24 protein-coding genes are annotated in these 22,908 nt (G+C 40.1%); 13 read left to right on the top strand and 11 right to left on the bottom strand.

Features of this window, described 5'->3' with window-relative positions:
- Positions 1-28 precede the first annotated feature (28 nt).
- Positions 29-940 carry a hypothetical protein gene (locus J0X13_RS06320; RefSeq protein WP_207070575.1) on the top strand — a complete coding sequence of 304 codons (912 nt, stop codon included), beginning with the start codon at positions 29-31 and terminating at the stop codon, positions 938-940.
- A 5-nt stretch (positions 941-945) separates the two neighbouring features.
- Here J0X13_RS06320 and J0X13_RS06315 read toward each other — a convergent pair whose 3' ends face one another.
- The 3 genes from J0X13_RS06315 to J0X13_RS06305 are packed head-to-tail and all read right to left on the bottom strand — an operon-like array spanning position 946 to position 2,899.
- The gene (locus J0X13_RS06315) at positions 946-1,656 is read right to left on the bottom strand and encodes an acetolactate decarboxylase (protein ID WP_207070574.1); all 711 of its coding nucleotides are present in this window, start codon (positions 1,654-1,656) and stop codon (positions 946-948) included.
- A gap of 11 nt (positions 1,657-1,667) precedes the next feature.
- The gene (locus J0X13_RS06310) at positions 1,668-2,645 is read right to left on the bottom strand and encodes a permease (RefSeq protein ID WP_242535623.1); all 978 of its coding nucleotides are present in this window, start codon (positions 2,643-2,645) and stop codon (positions 1,668-1,670) included.
- Between the two features lie 17 nt (positions 2,646-2,662).
- On the bottom strand, positions 2,663-2,899 hold the full coding sequence (locus J0X13_RS06305; protein ID WP_207070573.1) for a thioredoxin family protein: 237 nt from the start codon (positions 2,897-2,899) through the stop codon (positions 2,663-2,665).
- A gap of 299 nt (positions 2,900-3,198) precedes the next feature.
- Here J0X13_RS06305 and J0X13_RS06300 point away from each other — a divergent pair, with 299 nt between their 5' ends.
- Positions 3,199-4,074 (top strand): beta-keto acid cleavage family enzyme, encoded by an 876-nt coding sequence (locus J0X13_RS06300; protein WP_207070572.1) that lies wholly within the window; start codon positions 3,199-3,201, stop codon positions 4,072-4,074.
- Positions 4,075-4,077: 3 nt separating this feature from the next.
- Positions 4,078-4,716 carry a GNAT family N-acetyltransferase gene (locus J0X13_RS06295; protein WP_207070571.1) on the top strand — a complete coding sequence of 213 codons (639 nt, stop codon included), beginning with the start codon at positions 4,078-4,080 and terminating at the stop codon, positions 4,714-4,716.
- A 54-nt stretch (positions 4,717-4,770) separates the two neighbouring features.
- Here J0X13_RS06295 and mnmE read toward each other — a convergent pair whose 3' ends face one another.
- Positions 4,771-6,141 (bottom strand): tRNA uridine-5-carboxymethylaminomethyl(34) synthesis GTPase MnmE, encoded by a 1,371-nt coding sequence (gene mnmE, locus J0X13_RS06290; RefSeq protein ID WP_207070570.1) that lies wholly within the window; start codon positions 6,139-6,141, stop codon positions 4,771-4,773.
- An 85-nt stretch (positions 6,142-6,226) separates the two neighbouring features.
- Between mnmE and J0X13_RS06285 the strand changes: the two genes are divergently transcribed.
- Positions 6,227-6,589, top strand: a complete 363-nt coding sequence (locus tag J0X13_RS06285; RefSeq protein ID WP_207070569.1) for a DUF4870 domain-containing protein — start codon at positions 6,227-6,229, stop codon at positions 6,587-6,589.
- Here the strand turns inward: J0X13_RS06285 and J0X13_RS06280 are convergent.
- The 7 genes from J0X13_RS06280 to J0X13_RS06250 form a co-directional block, all read right to left on the bottom strand.
- Positions 6,564-7,541, bottom strand: coding sequence for a GNAT family N-acetyltransferase (locus J0X13_RS06280; RefSeq protein ID WP_207070568.1), 978 nt, complete (start codon positions 7,539-7,541; stop codon positions 6,564-6,566). The genes J0X13_RS06285 and J0X13_RS06280 overlap by 26 nt on opposite strands.
- Before the next feature lie 102 nt (positions 7,542-7,643).
- Positions 7,644-8,723 (bottom strand): hypothetical protein, encoded by a 1,080-nt coding sequence (locus J0X13_RS06275; RefSeq protein WP_207070567.1) that lies wholly within the window; start codon positions 8,721-8,723, stop codon positions 7,644-7,646.
- 152 nt (positions 8,724-8,875) lie between these two features.
- Entirely contained in the window at positions 8,876-9,994 is a 1,119-nt protein-coding gene (gene dnaN / locus J0X13_RS06270; RefSeq protein ID WP_207070566.1) for a DNA polymerase III subunit beta, read from the bottom strand.
- A 120-nt stretch (positions 9,995-10,114) separates the two neighbouring features.
- Positions 10,115-11,779, bottom strand: a complete 1,665-nt coding sequence (gldG, locus tag J0X13_RS06265) for a gliding motility-associated ABC transporter substrate-binding protein GldG (protein WP_207070565.1) — start codon at positions 11,777-11,779, stop codon at positions 10,115-10,117.
- The gene (gene gldF / locus J0X13_RS06260; protein ID WP_207070564.1) at positions 11,779-12,510 is read right to left on the bottom strand and encodes a gliding motility-associated ABC transporter permease subunit GldF; all 732 of its coding nucleotides are present in this window, start codon (positions 12,508-12,510) and stop codon (positions 11,779-11,781) included. The genes gldG and gldF overlap by 1 nt, the downstream gene beginning before the upstream one ends.
- Positions 12,510-12,812 carry a putative quinol monooxygenase gene (locus J0X13_RS06255; protein WP_207070563.1) on the bottom strand — a complete coding sequence of 101 codons (303 nt, stop codon included), beginning with the start codon at positions 12,810-12,812 and terminating at the stop codon, positions 12,510-12,512. Before J0X13_RS06255 ends, gldF begins: the two co-directional genes overlap by 1 nt.
- Positions 12,813-13,643, bottom strand: a complete 831-nt coding sequence (locus tag J0X13_RS06250) for an SAM hydrolase/SAM-dependent halogenase family protein (RefSeq protein ID WP_207070562.1) — start codon at positions 13,641-13,643, stop codon at positions 12,813-12,815.
- 120 nt (positions 13,644-13,763) lie between these two features.
- Here J0X13_RS06250 and J0X13_RS06245 point away from each other — a divergent pair, with 120 nt between their 5' ends.
- The 9 genes from J0X13_RS06245 (at position 13,764) to J0X13_RS06205 (ending at position 22,892) form a co-directional block, all read left to right on the top strand.
- Entirely contained in the window at positions 13,764-14,723 is a 960-nt protein-coding gene (locus J0X13_RS06245; protein ID WP_207070561.1) for a PhoH family protein, read from the top strand.
- Positions 14,724-14,729: 6 nt separating this feature from the next.
- The gene (locus tag J0X13_RS06240) at positions 14,730-15,683 is read left to right on the top strand and encodes a phosphoribosylaminoimidazolesuccinocarboxamide synthase (protein ID WP_390821899.1); all 954 of its coding nucleotides are present in this window, start codon (positions 14,730-14,732) and stop codon (positions 15,681-15,683) included.
- Between the two features lie 127 nt (positions 15,684-15,810).
- The gene (locus tag J0X13_RS06235) at positions 15,811-16,224 is read left to right on the top strand and encodes an IS1/IS1595 family N-terminal zinc-binding domain-containing protein (RefSeq protein WP_207070559.1); all 414 of its coding nucleotides are present in this window, start codon (positions 15,811-15,813) and stop codon (positions 16,222-16,224) included.
- Between the two features lie 96 nt (positions 16,225-16,320).
- The gene (locus J0X13_RS06230; protein ID WP_207070558.1) at positions 16,321-17,547 is read left to right on the top strand and encodes a hypothetical protein; all 1,227 of its coding nucleotides are present in this window, start codon (positions 16,321-16,323) and stop codon (positions 17,545-17,547) included.
- A 19-nt stretch (positions 17,548-17,566) separates the two neighbouring features.
- Positions 17,567-17,830 (top strand): DUF4212 domain-containing protein, encoded by a 264-nt coding sequence (locus J0X13_RS06225; protein WP_207070557.1) that lies wholly within the window; start codon positions 17,567-17,569, stop codon positions 17,828-17,830.
- A gap of 22 nt (positions 17,831-17,852) precedes the next feature.
- On the top strand, positions 17,853-19,568 hold the full coding sequence (locus J0X13_RS06220; protein ID WP_207070556.1) for a sodium:solute symporter family protein: 1,716 nt from the start codon (positions 17,853-17,855) through the stop codon (positions 19,566-19,568).
- A gap of 84 nt (positions 19,569-19,652) precedes the next feature.
- Positions 19,653-19,847 carry a hypothetical protein gene (locus tag J0X13_RS06215; RefSeq protein WP_207070555.1) on the top strand — a complete coding sequence of 65 codons (195 nt, stop codon included), beginning with the start codon at positions 19,653-19,655 and terminating at the stop codon, positions 19,845-19,847.
- Complete coding sequence (locus tag J0X13_RS06210; RefSeq protein WP_207070554.1) at positions 19,840-22,527, top strand: ATP-binding protein; 2,688 nt, start codon at positions 19,840-19,842, stop codon at positions 22,525-22,527. The genes J0X13_RS06215 and J0X13_RS06210 overlap by 8 nt, the downstream gene beginning before the upstream one ends.
- Positions 22,524-22,892, top strand: a complete 369-nt coding sequence (locus J0X13_RS06205) for a response regulator transcription factor (RefSeq protein WP_207070553.1) — start codon at positions 22,524-22,526, stop codon at positions 22,890-22,892. The genes J0X13_RS06210 and J0X13_RS06205 overlap by 4 nt, the downstream gene beginning before the upstream one ends.
- Positions 22,893-22,908 lie beyond the last annotated feature (16 nt).

Here is a 22,908-nt window from a genome sequence, read left to right as displayed (position 1 = left end):
TTACCCTTTTAATTGTAATTGAATTATCATGAAACGGTATGTACTCATAAGCGTTATTTTGTTTTTAAACGCCATAAATGTTGTATTTGCTCAAAAGACCGATAAGGAAAAGTCCGATAGCGAAGATTCCTATATTTTAATGGATGTAAGCTATATGAACGATGCGGTTTTTATGGGTAGACGAGATTCCATAACTGCTCCGTACCTATTGCCTTCCATTGGATATTATGATAAATCTGGATTGTTTGCTGATGCCACGGTATCTTATCTTACAAGTTCGGCTGAGCAACGTGTAGATCTTTTTTATTTGACCGGTGGATATTTGTTCGATTCCAATAATTGGAGCGGTGGTGTTTCCGGAACGGCTTATTTTTATAATGAAGAGAGTTACAATGTACAATCGGAAGTGGTCGCGGATATTACAGGATTGGTCAGTTATGATTTTAAGTTGCTGGAACTATCGGTTTATGCCAGTTCCTATTTTAATAAGAACAGTTCACCCGATATATTTTTAGGATTTATAGCAGATCATACCTTTAGAGCATTTGATGACCAAATGTTGTTTGCCCCGAGATTTTCGGTGTATGCGGGATCCCAATACTTTTATGAAGAATACTATACAACCAGCCGGTTGGGTAACAGGAAAAGTAGTAGCAGTGGACAGGGTAGTGGCCCGGGAGGGTCCATGGATTCAGGAACCGAGGTTACCGCGGTCCAAATTGCCGAGGCATCCGAGTTTAATGTACTGAATATGGAATTGAGTTTTCCTTTCCAATATCATTTGGACCAATTTATTTTGTCTTTTACACCTACTTGGGCGTTTCCCCAGACTTCGGCAACCCTTACTACCGACACGGGTACATTTGAAGAGGACCTTGATAGTGTGTTTTACTGGTCGGTAGGTTTGAGCTACTGGTTCAAAACCAACAAGAAGAATTAAGGATTCTATTGGTTTTTGGGTAAATATAAGGTAATGGTTTTGCCCTTTGTGCTAATTTTATCCAAATGGCCCATAAAAGTTTTGTCTTTCATTAAAAAATGAACATGTACAAAACCGTCCATATGTGTAAAAACTCCTTGGTGATGTTCCGAATAAAATCCAATGAATTCTCCTTTGGCATTCTCAAATGAAAATTTTTGCGATTTCACACCTTCCCTGTAGCCTTCAACTTCAGGTGAACGAGGGGTTACAATATGTGCTGTAACAGCATCAAATTCACCTTTTATTTTAAATGCGAAAGGTTGGTCCAGGTTATACCCATTTTCCTTGGCTATGGTAGCTACTTTTTCCTGAATGTCATGAACACTGTTCAAATTCCCCTCAATTTTAAAAATATTCCATTTGGATATGTTGGAATACACAAAAAATGGGGAGCGGATGTTCCAATCTTTTCCTACTTCAAATGCTCCATCAGTAAAAGCTGAGGCAACGTATGGTTTGCCGTTTACGACCGTGATTTCACCTTTCATTTTATCATAGGGACCCATGCCATAGAGATGGGGTTTGTTGGAGATGGTGTCCAACCAAATGTTAAGGTCATAGGTGGTTCCCATGTCTTTCATTGCTCCTATAACACTTACTTCTGGCATTTGGGCTTTTAACTGAATTGAAAGCAAAATGACTGCAATAGTCAGATAGGAATTTTTGATGTTCATTACATTAATGGTTAAAGAATTATGTTGAAAAGATAGCCTGAAACTATGATACAAAGCATTACTACTCCAAAGAATACCCCAATTAATTTAATCGTCATCACTTTTTTAAGGAGCATGGCCTCTGGAAGTGATAGACCCACAACGCCCATCATAAATGCAATTGCCGTACCTAAGGGAATCCCCTTATCTACTAAAACCTGAACAACGGGCAGTATTCCAGATGCATTGGAATACATAGGTACAGCTAATATGGTGGCCACGGGAACTGCAAAAAGGTTGTCTTTAGCCATATATTTTTCAAAAAACCCCTCAGGAACATAACCATGCATTAAGCCTCCTATGGCTATTCCGATTATAACGTAGGGGAGGACTCCTTTCAATATTTTTAAGGCTTCGGCCCAAATAACGGGCAATCTTTTTTGAAATGGTTGTTTTTCTTCTTCAAATCGTTCTTGATCTCTTTGTGCATTGGCAAGTACTTCTTTTACCCATGGTGTAAGAAACCTTTCCAGCTTCAACTTTTGAAGTATCGCACCTGATACCGTACCTAAGAACACACCGCTCAAAACATATAAAATGGTTGTTTGTACCCCAAAAAGTCCTACAAAAAGTCCAATGGCCACTTCATTCACCAAAGGTGATGTGACTAAAAAAGCAAAAGTGACCCCCAAGGGGATTCCTCCTCTAACAAAACCAATGAACAAGGGTACGGACGAACAGGAACAAAAAGGAGTAACCACGCCAAAAAGGCTAGCCATGAGATACTCGGCACCATATAGTTTATTTCTGGAAAGATAATTTTTTACTCGGTCTATCGGAAAATAGCTATTGATGATTCCCATTATAAACACCACTGTAAAGAGTAGCAATACTATTTTGATACTGTCATAGATAAAGAAGTCTATGGCTTTGGCCAATTGATTTTCGGGGCTCATCCCAAAAACATTGTAGACCAACCATTGGGCCATATGTTCTAGCCAATCAAACATTTAAGATGTTTTCGAGTTTATTGCAAAGTAGAAAGTACCTCTTCCTTCGATGGAACACGTCCCTTTATTACCACATTTCCGTCAACAACCAAAGCAGGGGTCATCATAACATTAAATTTCATGATGTCCTCGATATCCTCGACTTTCTCTATGGAGGCATCTATTTGATTTTCTTCAACAACGTCTTTTACAATACTGGTTAGATTTTGACACTTGGGGCAGCCTGTCCCCAAGATTTGTATGACATGATTCATCGTTTTCATTTTTTGGTTCGCGATATTTCAATGTGATTTAATCGCAAATTTACGATGAAGGACAGATGAAAACTGTGACAAATGTCACAGTCGCACATTTTTTAAGATGAGCAAACGCTTTTACTTGCTAACTTTCGGGGTATCAACGCATCTTTCCTGTTGCATGACTTTTTAATTGTCTTTTAATCGACTTTTTTTAGAGAGGCCCTACTTAATTATCAAATTGAAGGGATATACGAATCATCCATTTTGCCAAATGCTATGTTTCGCATGGGGTAGGTGGTACCAATCTGAGATTTATGAGCAACGAATTTATATTGAATTTCACCCCCACAGGTATGATTCCGACTAAGGATATGACGCCTTATGTTCCTATTTCGGTATCGGAAATTGTTGAAGATGTTCTCCAGGCCTCGGAAATTGGTATAACCATGGTGCACCTGCATGCAAGAGATGAGACTACGGGTGTTCCAACATATAAAAAAGAGATTTATGCCCAAATTGTGGAAGGTATCCGTAAGTATGCTCCTCAATTGGTTATTTGTCTGTCCCTGAGCGGCAGGAATTTTAGTGAAATTGAATTCCGGAGCGATCCATTGCTATTGGAAGGTGATTTAAAACCTGATATGGGGAGCTTGACCTTGAGTTCATTGAATTTCAATAAAACAGCCAGCGTTAATTCTCCCGATACTGTTATGGCCTTGGCCAGCATTATGAAGGAAAAAGGTATTATTCCCGAGCTGGAGGCTTTCGACATAGGTATGATAAATTATGCTAAGTATCTAGAAAAGAAAAAATTGATAGAACCGCCATACTATTTCAATCTTTTGTTTGGAAATATCGCTTGTTCCCAAGCCAACTTATTACATTCCGGTGTTATGATCAACGACCTTCCTCAAGATTCACTGTGGAGTTTGGCGGGAATCGGGAACGAACAGTTGAAAATGAATTCGTTATCCTTGGCATTTGGGGGTGGGGTAAGAGTAGGAATCGAAGACAATATTTGGTATGATACCAAGAGGACGGTTCTGGCTAAAAATTCAGAGTTGCTAAAACGGATTCATCTAATAGCCGATGCCAATGAAAGAACATTGATGTCTCCCAAGGATTTTCGGGTCAAAATGAACCTTGCCAAGGGGTTTGGTGAATATGGTAGGGCTTTTCAAAGCAATTGACATATGAAGATCGAGAAAAACAAAAAAGTTTCCGGTTTTGATAGGTACTGGGGAATTGTCCGTAACGGTCTGTTTCTTTTAGGGCTTCGTAATCGGCTTGCAAAATTGGGTATTGATGTTGCTCCATATTATTGGGTTCAGGAAGAAACAGAACCTTGTGCGGAGCCTATTATTAAAGACGATGCTACTTATACAGTAAGATATTTAAACCAGGATGAGCTTAGGAAAGTTTGTCATCTAGAACCAGGTGAAGACTATGATAGGATGATGGAAGGTGTTGAAAAAGGACAATTGATCATAGGTCTCGAAACCAGTAACAAGATCGCAGCTTATACTTTTGTGGAACTTAATGATTTTGATTTTAAAGGGAGAAAGTTCAAATTGGGACCTAATGAAGCTTACCTATTGAACATGTGGACCTTCCATGAGTACCGAGGTAAGAACTTGGCTCCATATTTACGCTATCAAGCCTATCAATTGCTACGTGAAAAAGGAATAAACTTGAAGTATAGCATCACAAACTATTTTAATAAATCATCGATTAAGTTTAAAAATAAATTGAATTCCAAGCATCTCTCTCTTTATTTGTGCGTCGTACTTTTTAAAAGGTACACTTGGAATTTTACACTTCGTAAATACTAATATTTATTTTACATTAAACTCGTATTATCTGCTAATACACAGGGAAAATCAAATTTACTTTCCGATGCAGAAATTGGAAAAAATATTGCCCAAAAGGTCATCGGTGGTAACACTGCCGGTAATTTCTCCCAAATGATAAAGGGCTTGTCGGATATCTATTGCCATCAAATCGCTGGAAAGCTCCATATCCAATCCTTCTTTTACTTTTTGGATTTCTTCCAATGCTTTTAAAAGAGCATCATAATGTCTGCTATTGGTCACAATGGTACTATCGCCGCTCAATGCTCCAGAATCCACAAGTGATAAAAGTTTTTCCTCAAGTTCAGAAATTCCAGTTTTGAATTTCGCAGAAAGGAAAAGCACATTGGGAATTTCTTTCTTGACTTTGTTTATTTGATCCTCGTTCAGGAGGTCCATTTTGTTACAAATAGGCAATAACTGTTTATTGGGGTAACGTTTTTTAACCTGACCTAGCTCTTCTTTGTCAAAATTCAGACCATCGAACAAATAAATAATGAGTCGTGCTTTGTCGATTTTTTCAAATGTGCGTTCAATACCTATTCTTTCTACAACATCTTCCGTTTCTCTAATTCCCGCGGTATCGATAAACCTAAAATTGATACCGTTTAAACTAATATGATCTTCAACCGTATCTCTTGTAGTACCTGCAATTTCGCTTACAATGGCCCTTTCCTCGTTGAGCAGAACATTCAACAGGGTAGATTTACCAACGTTGGGTTGACCCACAATGGCAACGGGAATCCCGTGTTTGATCACATTCCCCAGTGCAAAGGAATCGATCAACTTTTTCAGAACCTCGCTTATACGGTTTAGGAGCTCGTTGAATTGGGTTCTATCGGCAAACTCTACATCTTCTTGGGAAAAATCCAATTCCAGTTCGATCAAGGATGCGAAGTTCAAGAGTTCTTGTCGCAATTCTTGGATCTCGTTGCTGAATCCTCCTCGCATTTGTTGCATGGCTATGTCGTGTGCAGCTTCACTATCGCTGGCAATAAGGTCGGCCACGGCTTCGGCTTGGCTGAGGTCCATTTTGCCATTTAGAAACGCCCTAAGGGTAAACTCACCTGCCGATGCTGAACGACAACCACTGCGTAACAATAGTTGGATTATCTGTTGCTGAATAAAAGGTGAGCCATGGCATGAGATTTCCACTACATTTTCACCTGTATAGGAATGTGGCCCTTTAAAAATGGATACCAAGGCCTCGTCGAGAACCTTCTTACCATCTACAATATTTCCCAAATGTATGGTGTGGCTTTTCTGTTGCGTCAATTTTTTTCCTTTGATGGATTTGAACAGTTTGTCCACTAGGTTAATGGCATCCGGTCCTGAAACTCGAATCACTGCAATGGCACCTGTTCCAGAGGGGGTCGCCAAGGCTACAATGTTATCTGTATACGACATGGGTACAAAAGTACGAATTAGCTGTTGTTTGTAACATTTTCGGTGATTTGTATACTAATAAAGTGAATCATCAAAATCAATCAAAATGGAAGTCATTAATCAAAAAGCAGTTAGAACGGACAATACGTTGTTGGCCGTAACACATCTGACCCAATTATTGGGGTATGCCATAGGCTTCGGAAGCCTTATCGTTCCTTTGATCATTTGGTTGTCATCCAAAGATAGGGTAGAGGGGATGGACGAGCATGGAAAGGCTATCATCAATTTTCAAATCAGTCTTATACTGTATATCATTATCAGTATTCCCGCCATATTGCTATTAGGATTGGGAATTCTGGGATTGATAGCAACGGGACTCCTTGGGTTTATCCTGCCTATCGTAAATGCTGTCAAGGCATCCAATGGTGAGTCCCCGTCTTACTTTATGACGATTCGGTTTTTAAGCTAACGTGTTGAGAGTGCATATTTGTGCTTCTTAAATTCAGCCATCTGTTTTTAAATGTTATCTCTGGTCTATTAAATCTTTTTTCTTTGAAGACTACGATACAATAATACTTTAACATCAAGACCCAACTGATAAAGAATGCCAACATCTTTTTAGCTAACTTTTTCTTTGGATAGAAGACTTTTGTATCATAATAAAATGCGGCGTTTGAAAATTTGATTTTGTAGGGTATGTTCCCCCAACCAGTATCCAATAATGTGCAATTATTCAAAAAACACCATTCTATTTGGTTTACGAACATTAACTTACCTAAGCTGTATTTATAATAGTTTTCATTAAAGGAAGTGATTGCCGCAGTAAGTATGTTTTTATGCCGAAAGCTTAGAGAAATTGCAATAGGTAGATCATTATCATACAGAACGAACATAGCGGCATTTTTGGATAGGATCATATCGTAACAAGTTGGAACATAGAAATCCCATTTGGACAAAGCGGTATGTGTATGGGTCCTTCCTTCAAATCTTTTTAGAATATATCCTTTAAGTGTTTTGAACAAATAGGTATAGTGGTCCTTATCCATTTCGCCATGATACACTTTTAACCGGATATTATGATCTCTGTACAACCGTTGCCTATCCTGACGCATGCTTTTGTATGTTTTTTTACCTAAAACATTCTTTAAATAGTCCGTTGCGGAAGATGAATTTGAAAAGTCCATGGCATAACCTAAACGATAGGATTTGGAATAATGACCATAATCATCGTTTAAAGTACTTTCCCTTTTTCCTATATAAGGCATTATACAATTAACAATGTGAACATTGTTGTCTTTTATGATGTTATTTTCAAAATAAGCGTTCGGAACATCTTCAATTCCTTTGTAAAAAGGAGGTACTGTATTCTTCTCAAAGAAATCAAAAGAAAAGTTATGGGATTTTATACCTAGTAACTTCATTTGTATTTAAAACTAATATGATAAAGACTAAAAAAACAAAAAGGGGCAAAATCAATTATTTTGCCCCTTATCGTTAATTATTAAATAAAGGAACTTTCTGCATTAGTCAAACTGAAAGTAAGTGGCCCAATTGTTTCCAGGGAAATCACAACCGTCTGCCCAAGCTGTTTCCTCGCAAGGACTACATTCCAATGGTATTGGGATTATTAATGGCTGTACACCTTCCGAAATCAAAATAACACCAGTTACATCACCACATTCCGGAGTAAATCCTTCTCCATACTCTTGAGCTAGTTCAACCAATTCGGTTACGTGTTCTGGTGTAAAATCTCCAAGTGCACATGCTTCACAGTCTTCATCTTCAATGTCATCCAATAATTTCCAAATGGCAAATTGAAGGTCTCCATAGGTATAAGCCTCTCCACTGGAAGGACTTAGCTCACCAACTATGTTTTGGTTCAACAACCAATTCACCAAGTCAAAGTTCTCAGGATATTCGAAAGCATCTTCCGGTAGCTCATCATCTAAAGAATAAACATCCGCTGTGTAACAGTTGTCCAGATTAATGGGAGAATCGTTGTCAATACACCAAGAGCCGTATGAACCGGCCAGTGAACCTTCGGCTATGGTAATGTTTAAATAAGCATCTGGTCCTTGGTCAACTGTACAAAACTCCACAGTTTCGGGAAGATTAGCCGCAATAGTCTCGGGTGAACTTGTAGCACACTCCACTACAGCATGTGCAGCTATATAAGGTCCTTTTTCAGCAGGAACTTCGTATGTTACGGTTTTTTCACAGTCAAATTCATCAGAGTATTCGAAATCACCATTTTTTGGGTTTCCAGAATTAGTAATTGGAAACTCTTCTGGTGAGTTGACAACAGATAGGTGGGTTTCGGTAATACACCAATCATCATTGGTTATTTCATAGGTAATTACATAATTTCCACCGGATTCGGAAACTGTTACTTTTCCGACCTCTATGTTTTGTCCTGCATAAAGAATGGATTCGGATTTCAGACATTCTTCAGAAAAATCAAACTCAATGGAGTTATCATTCTTTTTGGCTTTAATTTGCCCCTTACCTGCAACTGCTTCCAAGCTTTCACCTGCAGGTTCCACTTCACAGGCAAAAAAGGTAAATGCAAACAGTGCAAGTACGGCTAGTGTTAATTTTTTCATTTTCAATAGTTTAAGGTTTAAAATCTTATTCTGTTAAAATTATGCAAAACAAGTTTCCTTAAACAATTTAGGCGATGAAAGAATTGATTCATCGACTAATTGCAAAAACATCAATTATTTTCTGGCAATCAGTACTTTGTGTAAGAATTTGGCTAACTATTCAGCATCACGGGCATCACCAGCATGGTCACATGCTCTCCTTCATCCAAACCATCAATAGGGGTAAGGATTCCCGCTCTGTTCGGTAAGCTCATTTCCAAGGAAACTTCATCGGAAGACAAATTGTTCAACATTTCCAATAGGAATCTGGAGTTGAAACCAATTTGCATATCATCACCTTGGTAGGCACAGGATAACCTTTCTTCGGCTTTGTTACTGTAATCCACATCTTCTGCAGAAATATTGAGTTCTGCACCCGCAATCTTCAAACGGATTTGATGCGTGGTCTTATTGGAGAAAATGGAAACCCTGCGCACAGAACTCTGGAACTGGTTTCTGGCAATCGTTAATTTGTTTGGGTTTTCTTTTGGGATCACCGCTTCGTAGTTCGGGTATTTACCGTCAATCAATCGACATACCAATTCTGTATTGTCAAAATAGAATTTTGCGTTACTGTCGTTGTACTCAATGGTCACTTCAGATTCGGAACCTGCCAGTATACCCTTTAACAATGTCAAAGGTTTTTTGGGCATGATGAATTCCGCCACTTCGGAAGCTGTTACATCCTGGCGCTGATATTTTACCAACTTGTGTGCATCAGTGGCCACAAAGGTCAAATTCTCTGGGGAGAATTGGAAAAACACACCGCTCATTACCGGACGAAGGTCATCATTACCAGCGGCAAATATGGTTTTGTTGATGGCCGTTGCCAAAATATCCCCCAATAGGGTAGTGGAACTCGGGTTTGAGACTTCCACCGCTTTCGGGAATTCTGCTCCATCCGCATATGCCAAGGCATATTTACCATGGTTGGAGCTGATTTCCACCGTATTGTTGTCCTCAACAACAAAAGTCAAAGGTTGCTCAGGGAATGTTTTTAAGGTATCCAGAAGCAAACGTGCGGGAACTGCAATGGTTCCTTCGGAATCGGAATCCACTTCCAAAACCGTACTCATGGTGGTTTCCAAATCGGACGCAGAGACCGTTAGCTTACTTTCTTTAAGGTCGAACAAAAAATTGTCCAGGATGGGCAAGGTGTTGCTATTGTTGATAACTCCCCCCAAAACCTGAAGCTGTTTCAATAAATATGTACTGGATACGATAAACTTCATCAACGAAATACTTTAGTATAGCTGCCTTTTTGGCAATTTAACCCTCTTAAAGGGCCTATAAAATCAATAAAAACAAATATATCCCAAATGGATTTAGCAGAGAAACAAATTTATTAACAGCTAAGTGGTAAATTTTCGTTTTCTGTAATACCCGAAAAACAGACCGAAAATTAAGGTTAAAACTACTGGTAATCCAATGTTTACAAGTTGCCACTTGGTTTTTTGTTCTGTAATTTTTTTGACATCCAATAAGGGGATGGCCACTTTCTTGTTTCGAATGTTAATAAGCCCCGTATTGTCCAAAAGGTAATTTGTACTGTTCACCAAAAATTCCTTGTTGCCATAGAAGTTACTGGTCCATTTATCGTAACCCAATTCCAAGGGTCTGCCGTTGCGGAGTTGGTTTTTGATGACGTCCCCGTCCGAGATAACGATCATCTTATTTTCAGGACCTTCCTCCATGGTATTTTGAAGCTTTAAAGGTTTTACCCTATTCTTGTACATGGATGTAAAATTCCCCTCGATCAACACGGCCAAAGGCAAATTGCCGTTGTTGTATGTTGCTTGGTCAGGTTGTTGGTTGATCATATCCAAACTAACCACTCGTGGAACCCCGTCTGTTTTGGAAAGCGGAGAACTCTTCAATAGGATGGTCTTCTGGTAATCGTTTTCCAATACCTCCATTGGACTGGTGAACTGAAAACGCACCGCTTCAATGTTGGTGTTGATGGGATGATTGTTCTGTGAAAAAACCATTGGGTAATAAAACCAGGGCAGGGGATTGTACTGCGAATCGTTTCCTTCTCCAGTAGCTAAAACAATTTGGGTAAAGTAAAGATCATTGACCAAAACAGGATTGATCCGTATCCCATATTTAAAGAACAAATCCTTCAGATTAAGGTCTCTGGGAACAGCAATGGCCTCTCCGCCACCAGCATAGATGCTATCCATTTCCATGTTTATCTGGTCCATCATCCAAATGGATTTACCCCCTTGCACCATATATTGGTCCATCACATATTTTTCTTGGTCGGTAAACGCCTCGGTGGGTTTGGCGATAAGGGCAAGGTCAAAGTTTTTTAATTGGTCCAAAACATGTTGGGGATTGGAAGCTACGGAATCCAAGGTTATAGCGCCAATGTTGTAATAATCCCGAATGGTGGTGAGATAATCGGCAATGTAAATATCTTCCAGTTCGCCATTTCCTTTAATAACGGCAATACTCTTTTTTTCTTCAATGCTCAACTTTGTGAAAGCATCGGAAAATGCGTACTCCAATTGCTGTACCGAGTTGTTGATGCGCTCCTCCGCTGTTGAACCTTGTTTGTTTTTTAATAGCGGAACCCTAACCGTCTGGTCGTTGTAATTGACCATTGCCCAAGGAAAGACCAGCTCGTTGGATACCTTTCCGTTTTCCTCAACGGTAACATTAGCAGGCTGTAATCCCAAACTTTGTAATTGGGCAACGGTTTCCTGTGGGTTTTCGCTGTCCTCCATGGGGTCCACCAAATTATATTTGATGTTGCTGTTCTTGGACCCAAAGGATTCCAACAATTGAACGGTTTCCGTTTTGAGTTTGGCAAACTCTGCAGGAATGTTTCCATCCAACAGCACATCCACTATCACGGGTGTTTCAAATTTTTGTGCTACCGCTATGGCAGGCTGGGATAGTGTATATCTTTTATCTTCCGTAAGGTCAAAACGGGTGTACACAAAACTCGCCAATAGGTTGATGGCCACAACGGCTACAATTACTTTTAATATGGATGCAAAAAACTTTCCCATTACTTTGGCAATTGTTTTAAACGTTGAAAAGTAAGATATAGAAAAAATAGGGTCAACGAGATAAAGTAGACCAAATCCCTGGTATCTATCACACCTCTCGCAATACTATCGAAATGTGCCTTTGCTCCTAACGATTGTATGGTTTGTTGCGTATCTCCATTGGAAAATAAAGACGATAGGGCATCAAACCCGTTAAAAATCAGAAAACAGACTAAAATCCCCACCAAAAATGCTATGATCTGATTATCTGAAAGGGTAGAAGCAAATATCCCGATGGAAGTATAACAGGCGATCAAAAACAACAATCCAAAGTAAGACCCCAGCACTACCCCTAGGTCATAATTGCCGGGTACCATGCCCAATCCCGATATGGCGAAAACATAAACGATTGTTGGAATCACAGCGACGACGCACAACAAGAATGCTCCCCAAAATTTGCCAAGGACCAACTTCCAAACGGAGATAGGTTTGATCAACAATAATTCTAGCGTTCCCATTTTTCGTTCTTCGGAAAAGCTTTTCATTGTGATGGCGGGCACCAAAAAGATAAAAATCCAAGGAGCCAGTAAAAAAAAGTTGCTCAAATCGGCAAAGCCGTAATCAAAAATGTTGTATTCACCCTTGAAGACCCAAAGAAAAAGTCCGTTGAGCAGTAAAAACGAACCCACGATCAAATAACCGATGGGCGATGTAAAAAAGGACCGTACCTCTCTCTTAAAAATTGCGAACATTAAGATGGGTTTGTTGATTGAATTTTATGAACACTCCAAGCTTCGGGCTTTTCGGCAAACAATTTTTTGGTGTTGCCCCAAACCTCTTTAAAGAAATCGGAATTCCTGTACTGGTTCAGGTTAAATTCCGTATCCCAAAAACTATAGGTAAAAAATATGTTGGAATTATTGATGTCTTGATACAATTCTACCATATTACAGCCTTCAAAAGCCAAAATGACATTTTTACTTTCTTCAAAGATTCGCTCAAAACTAGCAATATTTTCGGGTTTAAAAGTCAGTTTTACAATGCGTATCAACATTTAAAGGAAATTTATGGTTACCGTGTCCCTGTAGTTCAGTCCAAGAAGCGAAGATGCTCCCCCAACGGAATTGAGGTCACTTTTATAAATGGCAAGTTCTATATAGCCTGCAGAATTGAATAGGGCCAGAGCGTCCCCAGGACCTTTACGCTGATTGCGTTCCAAGTTATAGTTGATGATGCCGTTATAGCTCTGGTGCACTTGGCGTATTTTGGTGGTCCGTGCAATAATTTCAAAATCCCGCCCGCTCCTGTAGGCTTCGAACAGGCTTTTTTGGATATTGGTGACCACATTACCGTAATTATCTATATAAATTACATTGCCGGTAATGGTTTTGCCCTCGTTGGTGATCCGTGGTTCAAAATCACGTAGTTCCCTTAAACTCTGCAATGGTCTGCCAATGACTTCCAATTTACCACCACGTGCAATATGGCAGGCCACTTGAACAAAAATATGGAGCACGGGAAAGGCACTGGCTTCTACATTGGGCAGATTGATTTGCACGACTTTTTCGGGTTGTACCTCAGAAGTTATCAAGGAAATGACCCCGCTGTTGGCACTCACGAAATAGTGCCCATCCACCTGAACGACAATATGCTCGTTTTCGGGAGAAATTTCAGAATCAACCCCAACAATATGAACCGTTCCCTTTGGGAACGAACGGTAGGCGTTCCTTAGGATGTAGGCACATTCCTGAATGTTGAAAGGGCTAATGGCGTGCGAAATATCAACAACGCTAATATCGGGGAGGTTGCTCAGTATTGCCCCTTTAACAGCACCCACAAAGTGGTCCTTGTATCCAAAATCAGTAGTTAAAGTTATAATTGGCATACAATACTGTTGATATGTTTTTCCGCGTTCAAATTGATTTTTAATTAAGTTTGTTTGTAAAATTAGTCAAAAAAGAAAGAATAAAATTCTTCAAAAAACAACTGTAACACCTCACTATTTTTGAACGAACTGATAATTGAACTTACGGAAATCAGCCCCCAGGAATTTTTTGGGCAACAAAATGCCAACATTGAGCTGCTTAAGAAATACTTCCCAAAACTTAAGATTGTAGCTAGGGGCAACAAGATCAAGGTGTTTGGCGATGAAGAGCTTTTGGAAGAGTTCGATAAACGCTTTGATGAACTTACAGGGCAGTTTGCCAAATACAATAAGCTCGATGAGAATATGATCGAGCGGGTGCTTACCAGTACAAGCAAGGAGGAGTACACTTCATCGTCCAGTAGTGGAGATGTCTTGGTCCACGGTGTTAGCGGCAGGTTGATCAAAGCCCAGACGGCAAATCAAAGGCGTATGGTGGATGCTTGTAAAAAGGACGATATGGTTTTTGCCATAGGTCCAGCAGGTACAGGTAAAACTTACACCGGTGTTGCTTTGGCGGTAAAAGCCTTGAAGGAAAAACAAGTGAGGCGTATTATTCTTACGCGTCCAGCTGTGGAAGCAGGAGAAAACCTTGGTTTTCTTCCAGGTGACCTAAAGGAAAAGCTTGATCCTTACATGCAACCTTTGTACGATGCCCTTCGTGATATGATTCCATCTGAAAAATTGGAAAAATATATTGAGGACGGTACCATTCAAATAGCTCCTATGGCATTTATGCGTGGCCGTACCTTGGACAACGCCTTTGTGATTTTAGATGAGGCCCAGAACACCACCCATGCCCAAATGAAAATGTTCTTGACCCGTATGGGAAAGAACGCCAAGTTTTTATTAACGGGCGACCCGGGCCAGATTGATTTGCCGCGCAGGGTGATTTCAGGTTTAAAGGAAGCCTTGCTTATTTTGAAAAATGTGGATGGTATCAGCATTATTTATTTGGATGACAAGGATGTCATCCGTCACAAATTGGTGAAAAAGGTGATTGATGCCTATCAGAACATAGAGCACCAAAATCAATTCTAGAAAATTATGGGAATGAATACACTGATGTCCACGGATTTTAATTTCCCTGGGCAAAAATCTGTTTATAAAGGAAAAGTAAGAGAGGTCTACACGCTGGAAAATGATGTTTTAGTTATGGTTGCAACGGACCGCCTCTCCGCTTTTGATGTGGTGATGCCGAAGGGAATCCCCTATAAAGGCCAAATCCTGAATCAAATTGCAACCAAGATGATGAAGGATACCGAAGATATTGTTCCCAATTGGTTGATGGCCACGCCTGACCCTAATGTTGCCGTGGGCAAGGCCTGTGAGCCTTTTAAAGTAGAAATGGTGATCAGGGGCTATATGTCTGGCCACGCGGCACGCGAATACAAATCCGGTAAAAGGTTGCTTTGCGGAGTACCCATGCCCGAAGGGATGAAGGAGAACGACAAATTCCCAGAACCTATTATTACACCGGCAACAAAGGCGGAAAAAGGAGACCACGACGAGGATATTTCCAAAGAAGATATTTTAAAGCGAGGCATTGTTTCCAAAGAAGATTATGAAGTTTTGGAAAAGTATACGAGGGCCCTTTTTCAAAGAGGAACCGAAATAGCAGCCAAAAGAGGTCTTATTTTGGTGGATACCAAATACGAATTCGGTAAAACCAAAGATGGCGAGATCGTACTTATCGACGAAATCCACACGCCGGATTCCTCACGTTACTTTTATGCGGAAGGTTACGAAGAGCGTCAAGAAAAAGGTGAAGCCCAAAAGCAATTGTCCAAAGAATTTGTAAGGCAATGGCTTATTTCCAACGGTTTCCAAGGATTGGAAGGACAATCGGTTCCAGAAATGTCCGATGAATATATTGAGTCGGTTTCCAACCGTTACATTGAGCTTTATGAAAACATCACGGGAGAGCAATTCGTAAAAAGTGATATTTCCAACCTCCAACATCGTATTTTGGAAAACGTTACAGCATATTTGGAAAAATAAACAACAAATATTGTGATTTAACCAATAAGATAAAGGGAATTTTAGCAATTCCCTTTTTTTGTTGCTAGAAGAATAACAAATATTTAGAGCTAAATTGATATATTTATGCTAATTAAGTATATCAATCATGGAAAGTTGTCCAAATTGCTCATCCACAGCGTTTACCAAAGCAGGAATAATCAAAGAGCGGCAACGCTACAAATGCAAGTCTTGCAGTTATTACTTTACGGTGCCAAAACTAGGCAAGCAGATTGATGATTACTTCGTGAACAAGGCGCTGCAGCTGTATTTAGAAGGATTGACCTATCGTGAAATCGAGCGTATTTTAGGGGTGTCGCATGTTTCCGTTATGAACTGGGTTCGAAAATATAACATTAAACGGCCTTACAATTCCAAATACCATCCCACCTATAAAATATTGAACCTTACAGAGCTTCAAAAATACTTCCAAAATCCTGAAAACCTTAAAGGTGCGGGGCAGTTGGTAACAGAGTTGGGCGATAAGTTTATGTTGATTAAATGGGATAGATTCAAAGATTAACTATAATAAATTAACACATATATATACTGATTTTTATTTCAGATCAAATTTTTAGGATGTTCGTACGGCACATAACGCTCTAACATCCAAACTGAAATGAAAAAGATAATACTTGGAATAGCATGCTGTCTGTTTTTCATTCCAAAATCATTTTCACAAGGAAACACTGAGTATACAGGAGGTTTCAAAATTAATTTTAACGAAGACGGGTCCAAATATCTTCGTATGATCGCATGGGGGCAGTTTTGGTTCCAATACAATGATAATGTTCTTGAGGATGTCAGTACTACAAACTTTAGCGTAAGACGGGCAAGATTGTTGAGCTTTACCCAGTTGAATAAAAAATTCTTAATACTTTCCCATTTTGGCTTAAATAGTTTGAACGGTAACAACCTTAGTCCAACGGGAAAAGGAGAGTCCTCACAGCTGTTTTACCATGCTTTTTGGGGTGAATGGAGAGTTGCAGAGAATTTTTATGTAGGTACCGGGCTTCATTACTGGAACGGTATATCCCGATTGAACAATAGTAGCACTCTCAATTTTATGACTTTGGACAATAACCGTCAGTCTTGGGCGGTACTCGGACTTAGTGATCAATTTGCACGTCATTTGGGAGTGTATGTAAAGGGAAGGGTAGGGCGTTTGCAGTACCGAGTTTCCTTTAACGAGGCCATTACGAATACCTTGGATGCCGATAACGCCCCCACACCAAATGGCAGGGCCGTTTACCGGGGAAGAGAATTACTGGGTTCTGCAGAAGCGGGTAAAGTGATTCAGGGCTATTTCGATTATCAGTTCTTGGATGAGGAATCCAATTTTCTTCCTTACAAAGTTGGAACCTATCTCGGAAGTAAAAGAGTATTCAATGTTGGGGCAGGTTTCCTAACACATCGTAATGGAGCCGTGACAATGGATGGAACCGGTAACCTGGAAGGTGAAAATGTCAACATTTTTGCTGTCGATGCCTTTTATGATGCACCCCTCGGTGAGGACGGTTCCGCAATAACTGCTTATGCGGTATTTCAAAATAACGATTATGGTCGTAACTTCAACCTTGGGCCTTATGGTACGGGAAACATGGTATATGGACACGTGGGATACCTGATTCCGGACGCTTCGGATAAGTCAAGGGTGCAACCTTACTTATCTTACCAAACTAGAACAATAGACGCAATAGATGACAACGCTACAAGATTTGGATTGGGAATCAACCTGTTTATGACGGGCCATCATTCCAAATTAACATTGGAATATGCCAATTCCAAAGTTGGAACTGGAGACCCTAATGGTGTTGTGACTTTGCAAGCACAGATTTATTTATAACTAATCAAACCAACAAATTATGTCAGAAAAACAAAAAAAGGCCACGGCCTATTGGAAAGAAAACCTGAAATATCTGGTCATTTTATTGGCCATATGGTTTTTGGTCTCCTATGGAGCGGGCATCATCTTTAAAGATGCCCTGAACAATATTCGTATTGGAGGATTCAAATTAGGCTTTTGGTTCGCACAACAAGGATCTATCTATGTATTTGTCATTCTCATTTTTGTATACGTACGCCTTATGAACAAATTGGACAAAAAATACGGCTACGACGAAGATTAATTAACCCACAAAAAATTAAATTATGAGTGATGTACAAATTTGGACTTATGTCTTGGTGGCATTATCATTTGGTCTGTATATAGGAATTGCAATTTGGTCCCGAGCGGGTTCAACCAAAGAATATTATGTTGCTGGAGGAGGAGTTTCACCCCTTGCCAATGGAATGGCCACAGCAGCGGATTGGATGTCGGCTGCCTCTTTTATTTCCATGGCCGGAATTATATCTTTTGCAGGGTACGATGGTGCCGTATATTTAATGGGATGGACAGGGGGTTACGTGCTTTTGGCGCTGCTTTTGGCTCCTTACTTGAGAAAATTCGGGAAATTCACAGTCCCAGATTTCATTGGAGAACGATACTACTCCAAAACAGCGAGAATAGTGGCCGTTATCTGTGCTCTGATTGTTTCGTTTACCTATGTAGCAGGTCAAATGCGCGGCGTGGGTATTGTATTTTCGAGATATTTGGAAGTTGATATCAATACCGGGGTTGTCATCGGTATGGTAATCGTTCTGTTTTATGCCGTTCTGGGCGGAATGAAAGGAATCACCTATACCCAAGTGGCACAATATTGCGTATTGATTTTCGCATTTATGGTCCCTGCCATTTTTATTTCCATTCAAATGACCGGTAACCCAGTTCCGCAGCTTGGTTTCGGAAGTACCTTATCCGATGGTTCCGGAACGTATCTTTTGGATAAATTGGATGGTCTTTCCACTGAACTTGGTTTTGCTGAATATACGGATGGCTCCAAAAGTTTGGTGGATGTATTTGCCATTACACTTGCCTTAATGGTCGGTACAGCAGGATTACCTCATGTGATCGTTCGTTTTTTTACAGTAAAACGGGTGCGTGATGCAAGAAAATCTGCTGGGTTGGCATTGCTGTTTATCGCGATTTTGTATACTACTGCACCGGCGGTGGCTGTGTTTGCAAGAACCAATCTGATCGAAACCGTAAGCGGTAAGGAATATGATAAAATGCCCGAATGGTTCAGTCGTTGGGAAACTACTGGATTAATTGCACATGAGGACAAAAATGGGGACGGTAAAATTCAATATGTCGCCTCTCCAGAAGTGAATGAATTGACCGTTGATAGGGACATTATGGTATTGGCCAATCCCGAGGTCGCAGATTTACCGGCATGGGTAATTGGCTTGATAGCCGCTGGTGGACTTGCTGCAGCTTTATCTACCGCAGCTGGATTGTTACTGGTAATCTCCTCTTCGGTTTCACATGATTTGATTAAAAATGTACTTAAACCGGACCTTTCCGAAAAAGCAGAGCTTTGGGCTGCACGTCTTTCAGCTGCCGTAGCTGTTGTTATCGCAGGATACTTCGGAATCAATCCGCCCGGATTTGTGGCGGCGGTGGTTGCTTTGGCCTTTGGTCTCGCTGCAGCATCCTTCTTTCCGGCCATCATCCTAGGTATTTTCTATAAAAAGATGAATAGTAAGGGGGCCATCTCCGGAATGATCGTAGGTCTCTGTTTGATGCTCTTCTATATGTTGAAATTCAAATTTGGAATTTTTGATGGAGGAAAAGAAGCAGTTGCTGGTCTTCAAGCAAGTTGGTGGTTCGGCGTTTCGCCCGAAGGCTTCGGTACCATAGCCATGATCGTCAACTTTATTGTGGCAATAGTGGTAAATATGTTTACTCCCGAACCGCCCGAAGAAGTACAGGAAATTGTGGAGCATATAAGAATACCCAGCGGTGCGGGTGAAGCATCGTCACATTAATTAGTTGGTTGTGAAAAAGCGGTGTGGTATGGTTTTACCGCACCGTTTTTTGTAATTTTAAGTTTAGCGACCATGCAAATAAAAATGAAGAAAAGGCATCAACAGAAATTGATACTTATTTCCGTAGTTCTGTTTTTTTTATGGAATGTGCCATTTGTTACCATTTTTGATGGTGATGCAGAAATTTTAGGCTTTCCCGTCTTCTATGTTTTTATTTTTTCCAGTTGGTTATTCTCCATTGTTTTGGCCTACATTATTTTAAAGCGGTTCCATGAGTAATTTTGCTGTAGGATTGGTGATTGTATGCTATTTGGCCGTACTTTTTGTATTAGCCTATTTTGCCGAAAAAAACCAACGTAGCAAATGGGTCAACAATCCCTATGTTTACACATTGTCTTTGGCTGTATATTGTACTGCATGGACTTATTATGGAAGTGTAGGAATCGCATCCAGTTCGGGAATAAGTTTTTTGGCCGTTTATTTGGGCCCAGTAATTGCTTTGCCACTTTGGATTGTTGTAATGCGGAAGGTTATCCGTATCTCCAAACAGCATAAAATTTCCAGTATTGCCGATTTTATATCGATGCGATATGGGAACAATAGGCTATTGGGAGCGTTGGTAACTTTGACCTGTTTGTTCGCCATTATTCCTTACATATCCTTGCAGTTAAAGGCCGTATCGGAGACGTTCTCCTTGATTTCATCCAACGGAAGTTATGAGTCCACAGGATTTTTTGATGATTCCACCTTTTACATTGCCTTGCTCATTGCCGTATTTGTTGCCTTTTATGGAACACTGTCCACAGACACTTCAAAACATAAAAAAGGTATTATTGCCACAGTGGCCGTGGAATCCATTATAAAGTTGTCCTTTTTCTTGGCCATAGGAATTTACATCACATTTTATTTGTTCGATGGAACCACGGATCTATACAACCAAGCCAGTCTACAAGAAAACTTTAAACAGTTGACTTCCTTTGGCGGGTTGGAAAATGGGTTCAATTGGCTTTTTACCATTTGTCTTTCCTTTTTTGCCATTTTCTTGTTGCCCAGGCAATTTCATGTGGCTGTAGTGGAAAATGATAATGAAAATGATCTACGTAAGGCCATTTGGTTGTTTCCATTATACCTATTGTTGTTCAACGTTTTTGTGATTTTTATCGCTTGGGCGGGTAATATAAGTTTGCCAGATACCGTAAACCACGATTATTACACGCTTTTGCTTCCCTTGCAGGACAGCAATTACGGATTGGCACTTTTGGTTTTTATAGGTGGATTTACCACGGTGATTTCCATGATAGTTGTATCTACTTTGGCATTGTCCACTATGGTAAGTAACAACATTGTAATTCCCTACGGATTCATCAAAACCTTGGTAGAGGGAAATCCCGAAGAGAATACCAAGCGTATCAAAAACATAAGAAGGGCTGCAATTTTCCTCTTAATAATCATCGCTTATTTCTTTTACATTCGGTTTTCTGTCCAACTCTCATTGTATTCCATTGGGTTGATTTCCTTTGTGATCATTGCCCAGCTGGCACCATCGTTCTTTTTGGGGCTGACTTGGCGACGGGGAACGGCTAGAGGCGCTGAAATCGGCATTCTGGTTGGTTTAGCAGTTGTTTTTTACACATTGTTTTTACCAATAATAAGTCAAGAGGCCGTGCCCAATGCAAATTTTGTTGAAGATGGCCTGTTTCGTTATTCTTGGTTGAGCCCAACTCATCTGTTCGGGTTGGATTACTTAACACCTGAAAGCAATGCCTTTTTATGGAGCATGTCTTTCAACACTCTAACTTTTGTAGGGTTTTCACTCCGCACCAAAGGTAATTACCGGGAGCGTAATTATGCTGAGATGTTCGTAAATCACGAAAACTATGGTAATCTCCAAGAGGGAGGGTTTATTTGGAAGGGAGAGGCCTATGTAGCCGATATCAAACGATTATTGAACAGATTTTTGGGAGAGCAACGGACCAACAGGGCCTTGCGTCTTTTCAATAAAAAATATAACATCTCTGAAACCGAAGAGCGAGCTGATGCCAGATTGATCAACTTTTCGGAAAAGCTGCTGACGGGAAGTATCGGAAGTGCTTCTGCAAAAATATTACTGGCCTCAGTTTCCAAGGAAACACCAATAAGTTTAGTGGAGGTACTCAATATTCTAGAAGAGAGCAAGGAGACCAAAGCAAGCAATAAATTGCTTAGGGAGAAGTCCGAAGAGCTTGCTGCCATGGCCCAGCAATTAAAAGCTGCAAACGAAGAACTCCGTATTCAGGATAAGCTTAAGGACGAGTTTTTGGATACGGTGGCGCATGAGCTCAAAACTCCAGTAACTTCTATAAAAGCCGCTTCGGAAGTTTTAGAGGATGAAGGTATGGCGCCCGAACTTAGATATAGATTTCTCGAAAATATCAATAGGGACAGTGATCGGTTGGACACCTTGATACACAACATCCTGGATCTGGAGAAACTATCGGGGAACAGGTCGGAATTGGACATTGACGACCACGATATGTCCAAGACCATTCAGAAAGCCATAAAAGGCGTGGAGCCGATTGCGTTAAAAAAAGATGTGAACATTAAATTTCCCAAAAAAGTAAAGGTGTTTGCAGCCTATGATGAGGACCGAATTTTGCAAGTATTGACGAATTTGCTCTCGAATTCCCTTAAATTTACGGAACCACATAGCGGAAAAATCAAAATTCTGTTGGAGGACCTCGATAACGAGGTTTTGGTTACCATTAAAGATAATGGCAGGGGAATACCCGATGAGGACAAGGATTACATCTTTGACAAATTCTATCAATCAAAAAATCAAAATGTAAAGAAGCCGCAGGGTAGTGGACTTGGTTTGGCCATTTGTAAAAAAATAGTGGAAAGCCATAAAGGGACCATAGCTGTGGATAAAGAATATAAGAAGGGGACCCGTATGATATTTTCAATACCAAGACAGCAATGAAGCAGAAAAAAATACTGATAGTGGATGATGAGCCCAACATTGTGATGTCGTTGGAATATGCCTTTAAAAAGAAGGATTTTGAAGTATTTATTGCCCGTGATGGTACCGAGGCCCTGGAAATATCGGACAGGGAGAGACCAGACCTTATACTTTTGGACATTATGATGCCAGAAATGGATGGGTATGAAACCTTGAAACGAGTAAGGGACAATAAAGACCTTTCACATACCAAAGTGGTGTTTCTATCTGCAAAGAGTAAGGAGAAAGATGTAGAAAAAGGGTTAAAGATGGGGGCGGACAGTTACATGACCAAACCGTTTTCCATAAAAAAGGTCATTTCCGATATTGAAGATCTTTTGGGCTAAAGACCCATAAAAAAAT

The organism is [Muricauda] lutisoli (nom. illeg.) (genome assembly GCF_017313105.1).
Taxonomy (GTDB): Bacteria; Bacteroidota; Bacteroidia; order Flavobacteriales; family Flavobacteriaceae; genus Flagellimonas; species Flagellimonas lutisoli.
Note: the sequence above shows the minus strand (reverse complement) of the source record. Positions and strands in the feature narration are given on the sequence as shown.

Bases quoted from the DNA above. Each gene is read 5' to 3' on its own strand.
- mnmE (WP_207070570.1), bottom strand. From the start codon at position 6,141: ATGTCGTATACAGATAACATTGTAGCCTTGGCGACCCCCTCTGGAACA.
- J0X13_RS06215 (WP_207070555.1), top strand. From the start codon at position 19,653: ATGAAGAAAAGGCATCAACAGAAATTGATACTTATTTCCGTAGTTCTG.
- J0X13_RS06225 (WP_207070557.1), top strand. From the start codon at position 17,567: ATGTCAGAAAAACAAAAAAAGGCCACGGCCTATTGGAAAGAAAACCTG.
- dnaN (WP_207070566.1), bottom strand. From the start codon at position 9,994: ATGAAGTTTATCGTATCCAGTACATATTTATTGAAACAGCTTCAGGTT.
- J0X13_RS06250 (WP_207070562.1), bottom strand. From the start codon at position 13,643: ATGCCAATTATAACTTTAACTACTGATTTTGGATACAAGGACCACTTT.
- J0X13_RS06235 (WP_207070559.1), top strand. From the start codon at position 15,811: ATGGAAAGTTGTCCAAATTGCTCATCCACAGCGTTTACCAAAGCAGGA.
- gldG (WP_207070565.1), bottom strand. From the start codon at position 11,779: ATGGGAAAGTTTTTTGCATCCATATTAAAAGTAATTGTAGCCGTTGTG.
- J0X13_RS06230 (WP_207070558.1), top strand. From the start codon at position 16,321: ATGAAAAAGATAATACTTGGAATAGCATGCTGTCTGTTTTTCATTCCA.
- J0X13_RS06305 (WP_207070573.1), bottom strand. From the start codon at position 2,899: ATGAATCATGTCATACAAATCTTGGGGACAGGCTGCCCCAAGTGTCAA.
- J0X13_RS06310 (WP_242535623.1), bottom strand. From the start codon at position 2,645: ATGTTTGATTGGCTAGAACATATGGCCCAATGGTTGGTCTACAATGTT.
- J0X13_RS06295 (WP_207070571.1), top strand. From the start codon at position 4,078: ATGAAGATCGAGAAAAACAAAAAAGTTTCCGGTTTTGATAGGTACTGG.
- J0X13_RS06320 (WP_207070575.1), top strand. From the start codon at position 29: ATGAAACGGTATGTACTCATAAGCGTTATTTTGTTTTTAAACGCCATA.
- gldF (WP_207070564.1), bottom strand. From the start codon at position 12,510: ATGTTCGCAATTTTTAAGAGAGAGGTACGGTCCTTTTTTACATCGCCC.
- J0X13_RS06300 (WP_207070572.1), top strand. From the start codon at position 3,199: ATGAGCAACGAATTTATATTGAATTTCACCCCCACAGGTATGATTCCG.
- J0X13_RS06275 (WP_207070567.1), bottom strand. From the start codon at position 8,723: ATGAAAAAATTAACACTAGCCGTACTTGCACTGTTTGCATTTACCTTT.
- J0X13_RS06210 (WP_207070554.1), top strand. From the start codon at position 19,840: ATGAGTAATTTTGCTGTAGGATTGGTGATTGTATGCTATTTGGCCGTA.
- J0X13_RS06255 (WP_207070563.1), bottom strand. From the start codon at position 12,812: ATGTTGATACGCATTGTAAAACTGACTTTTAAACCCGAAAATATTGCT.
- J0X13_RS06280 (WP_207070568.1), bottom strand. From the start codon at position 7,541: ATGAAGTTACTAGGTATAAAATCCCATAACTTTTCTTTTGATTTCTTT.
- J0X13_RS06240 (WP_390821899.1), top strand. From the start codon at position 14,730: ATGGGAATGAATACACTGATGTCCACGGATTTTAATTTCCCTGGGCAA.
- J0X13_RS06285 (WP_207070569.1), top strand. From the start codon at position 6,227: ATGGAAGTCATTAATCAAAAAGCAGTTAGAACGGACAATACGTTGTTG.
- J0X13_RS06220 (WP_207070556.1), top strand. From the start codon at position 17,853: ATGAGTGATGTACAAATTTGGACTTATGTCTTGGTGGCATTATCATTT.
- J0X13_RS06315 (WP_207070574.1), bottom strand. From the start codon at position 1,656: ATGAACATCAAAAATTCCTATCTGACTATTGCAGTCATTTTGCTTTCA.
- J0X13_RS06205 (WP_207070553.1), top strand. From the start codon at position 22,524: ATGAAGCAGAAAAAAATACTGATAGTGGATGATGAGCCCAACATTGTG.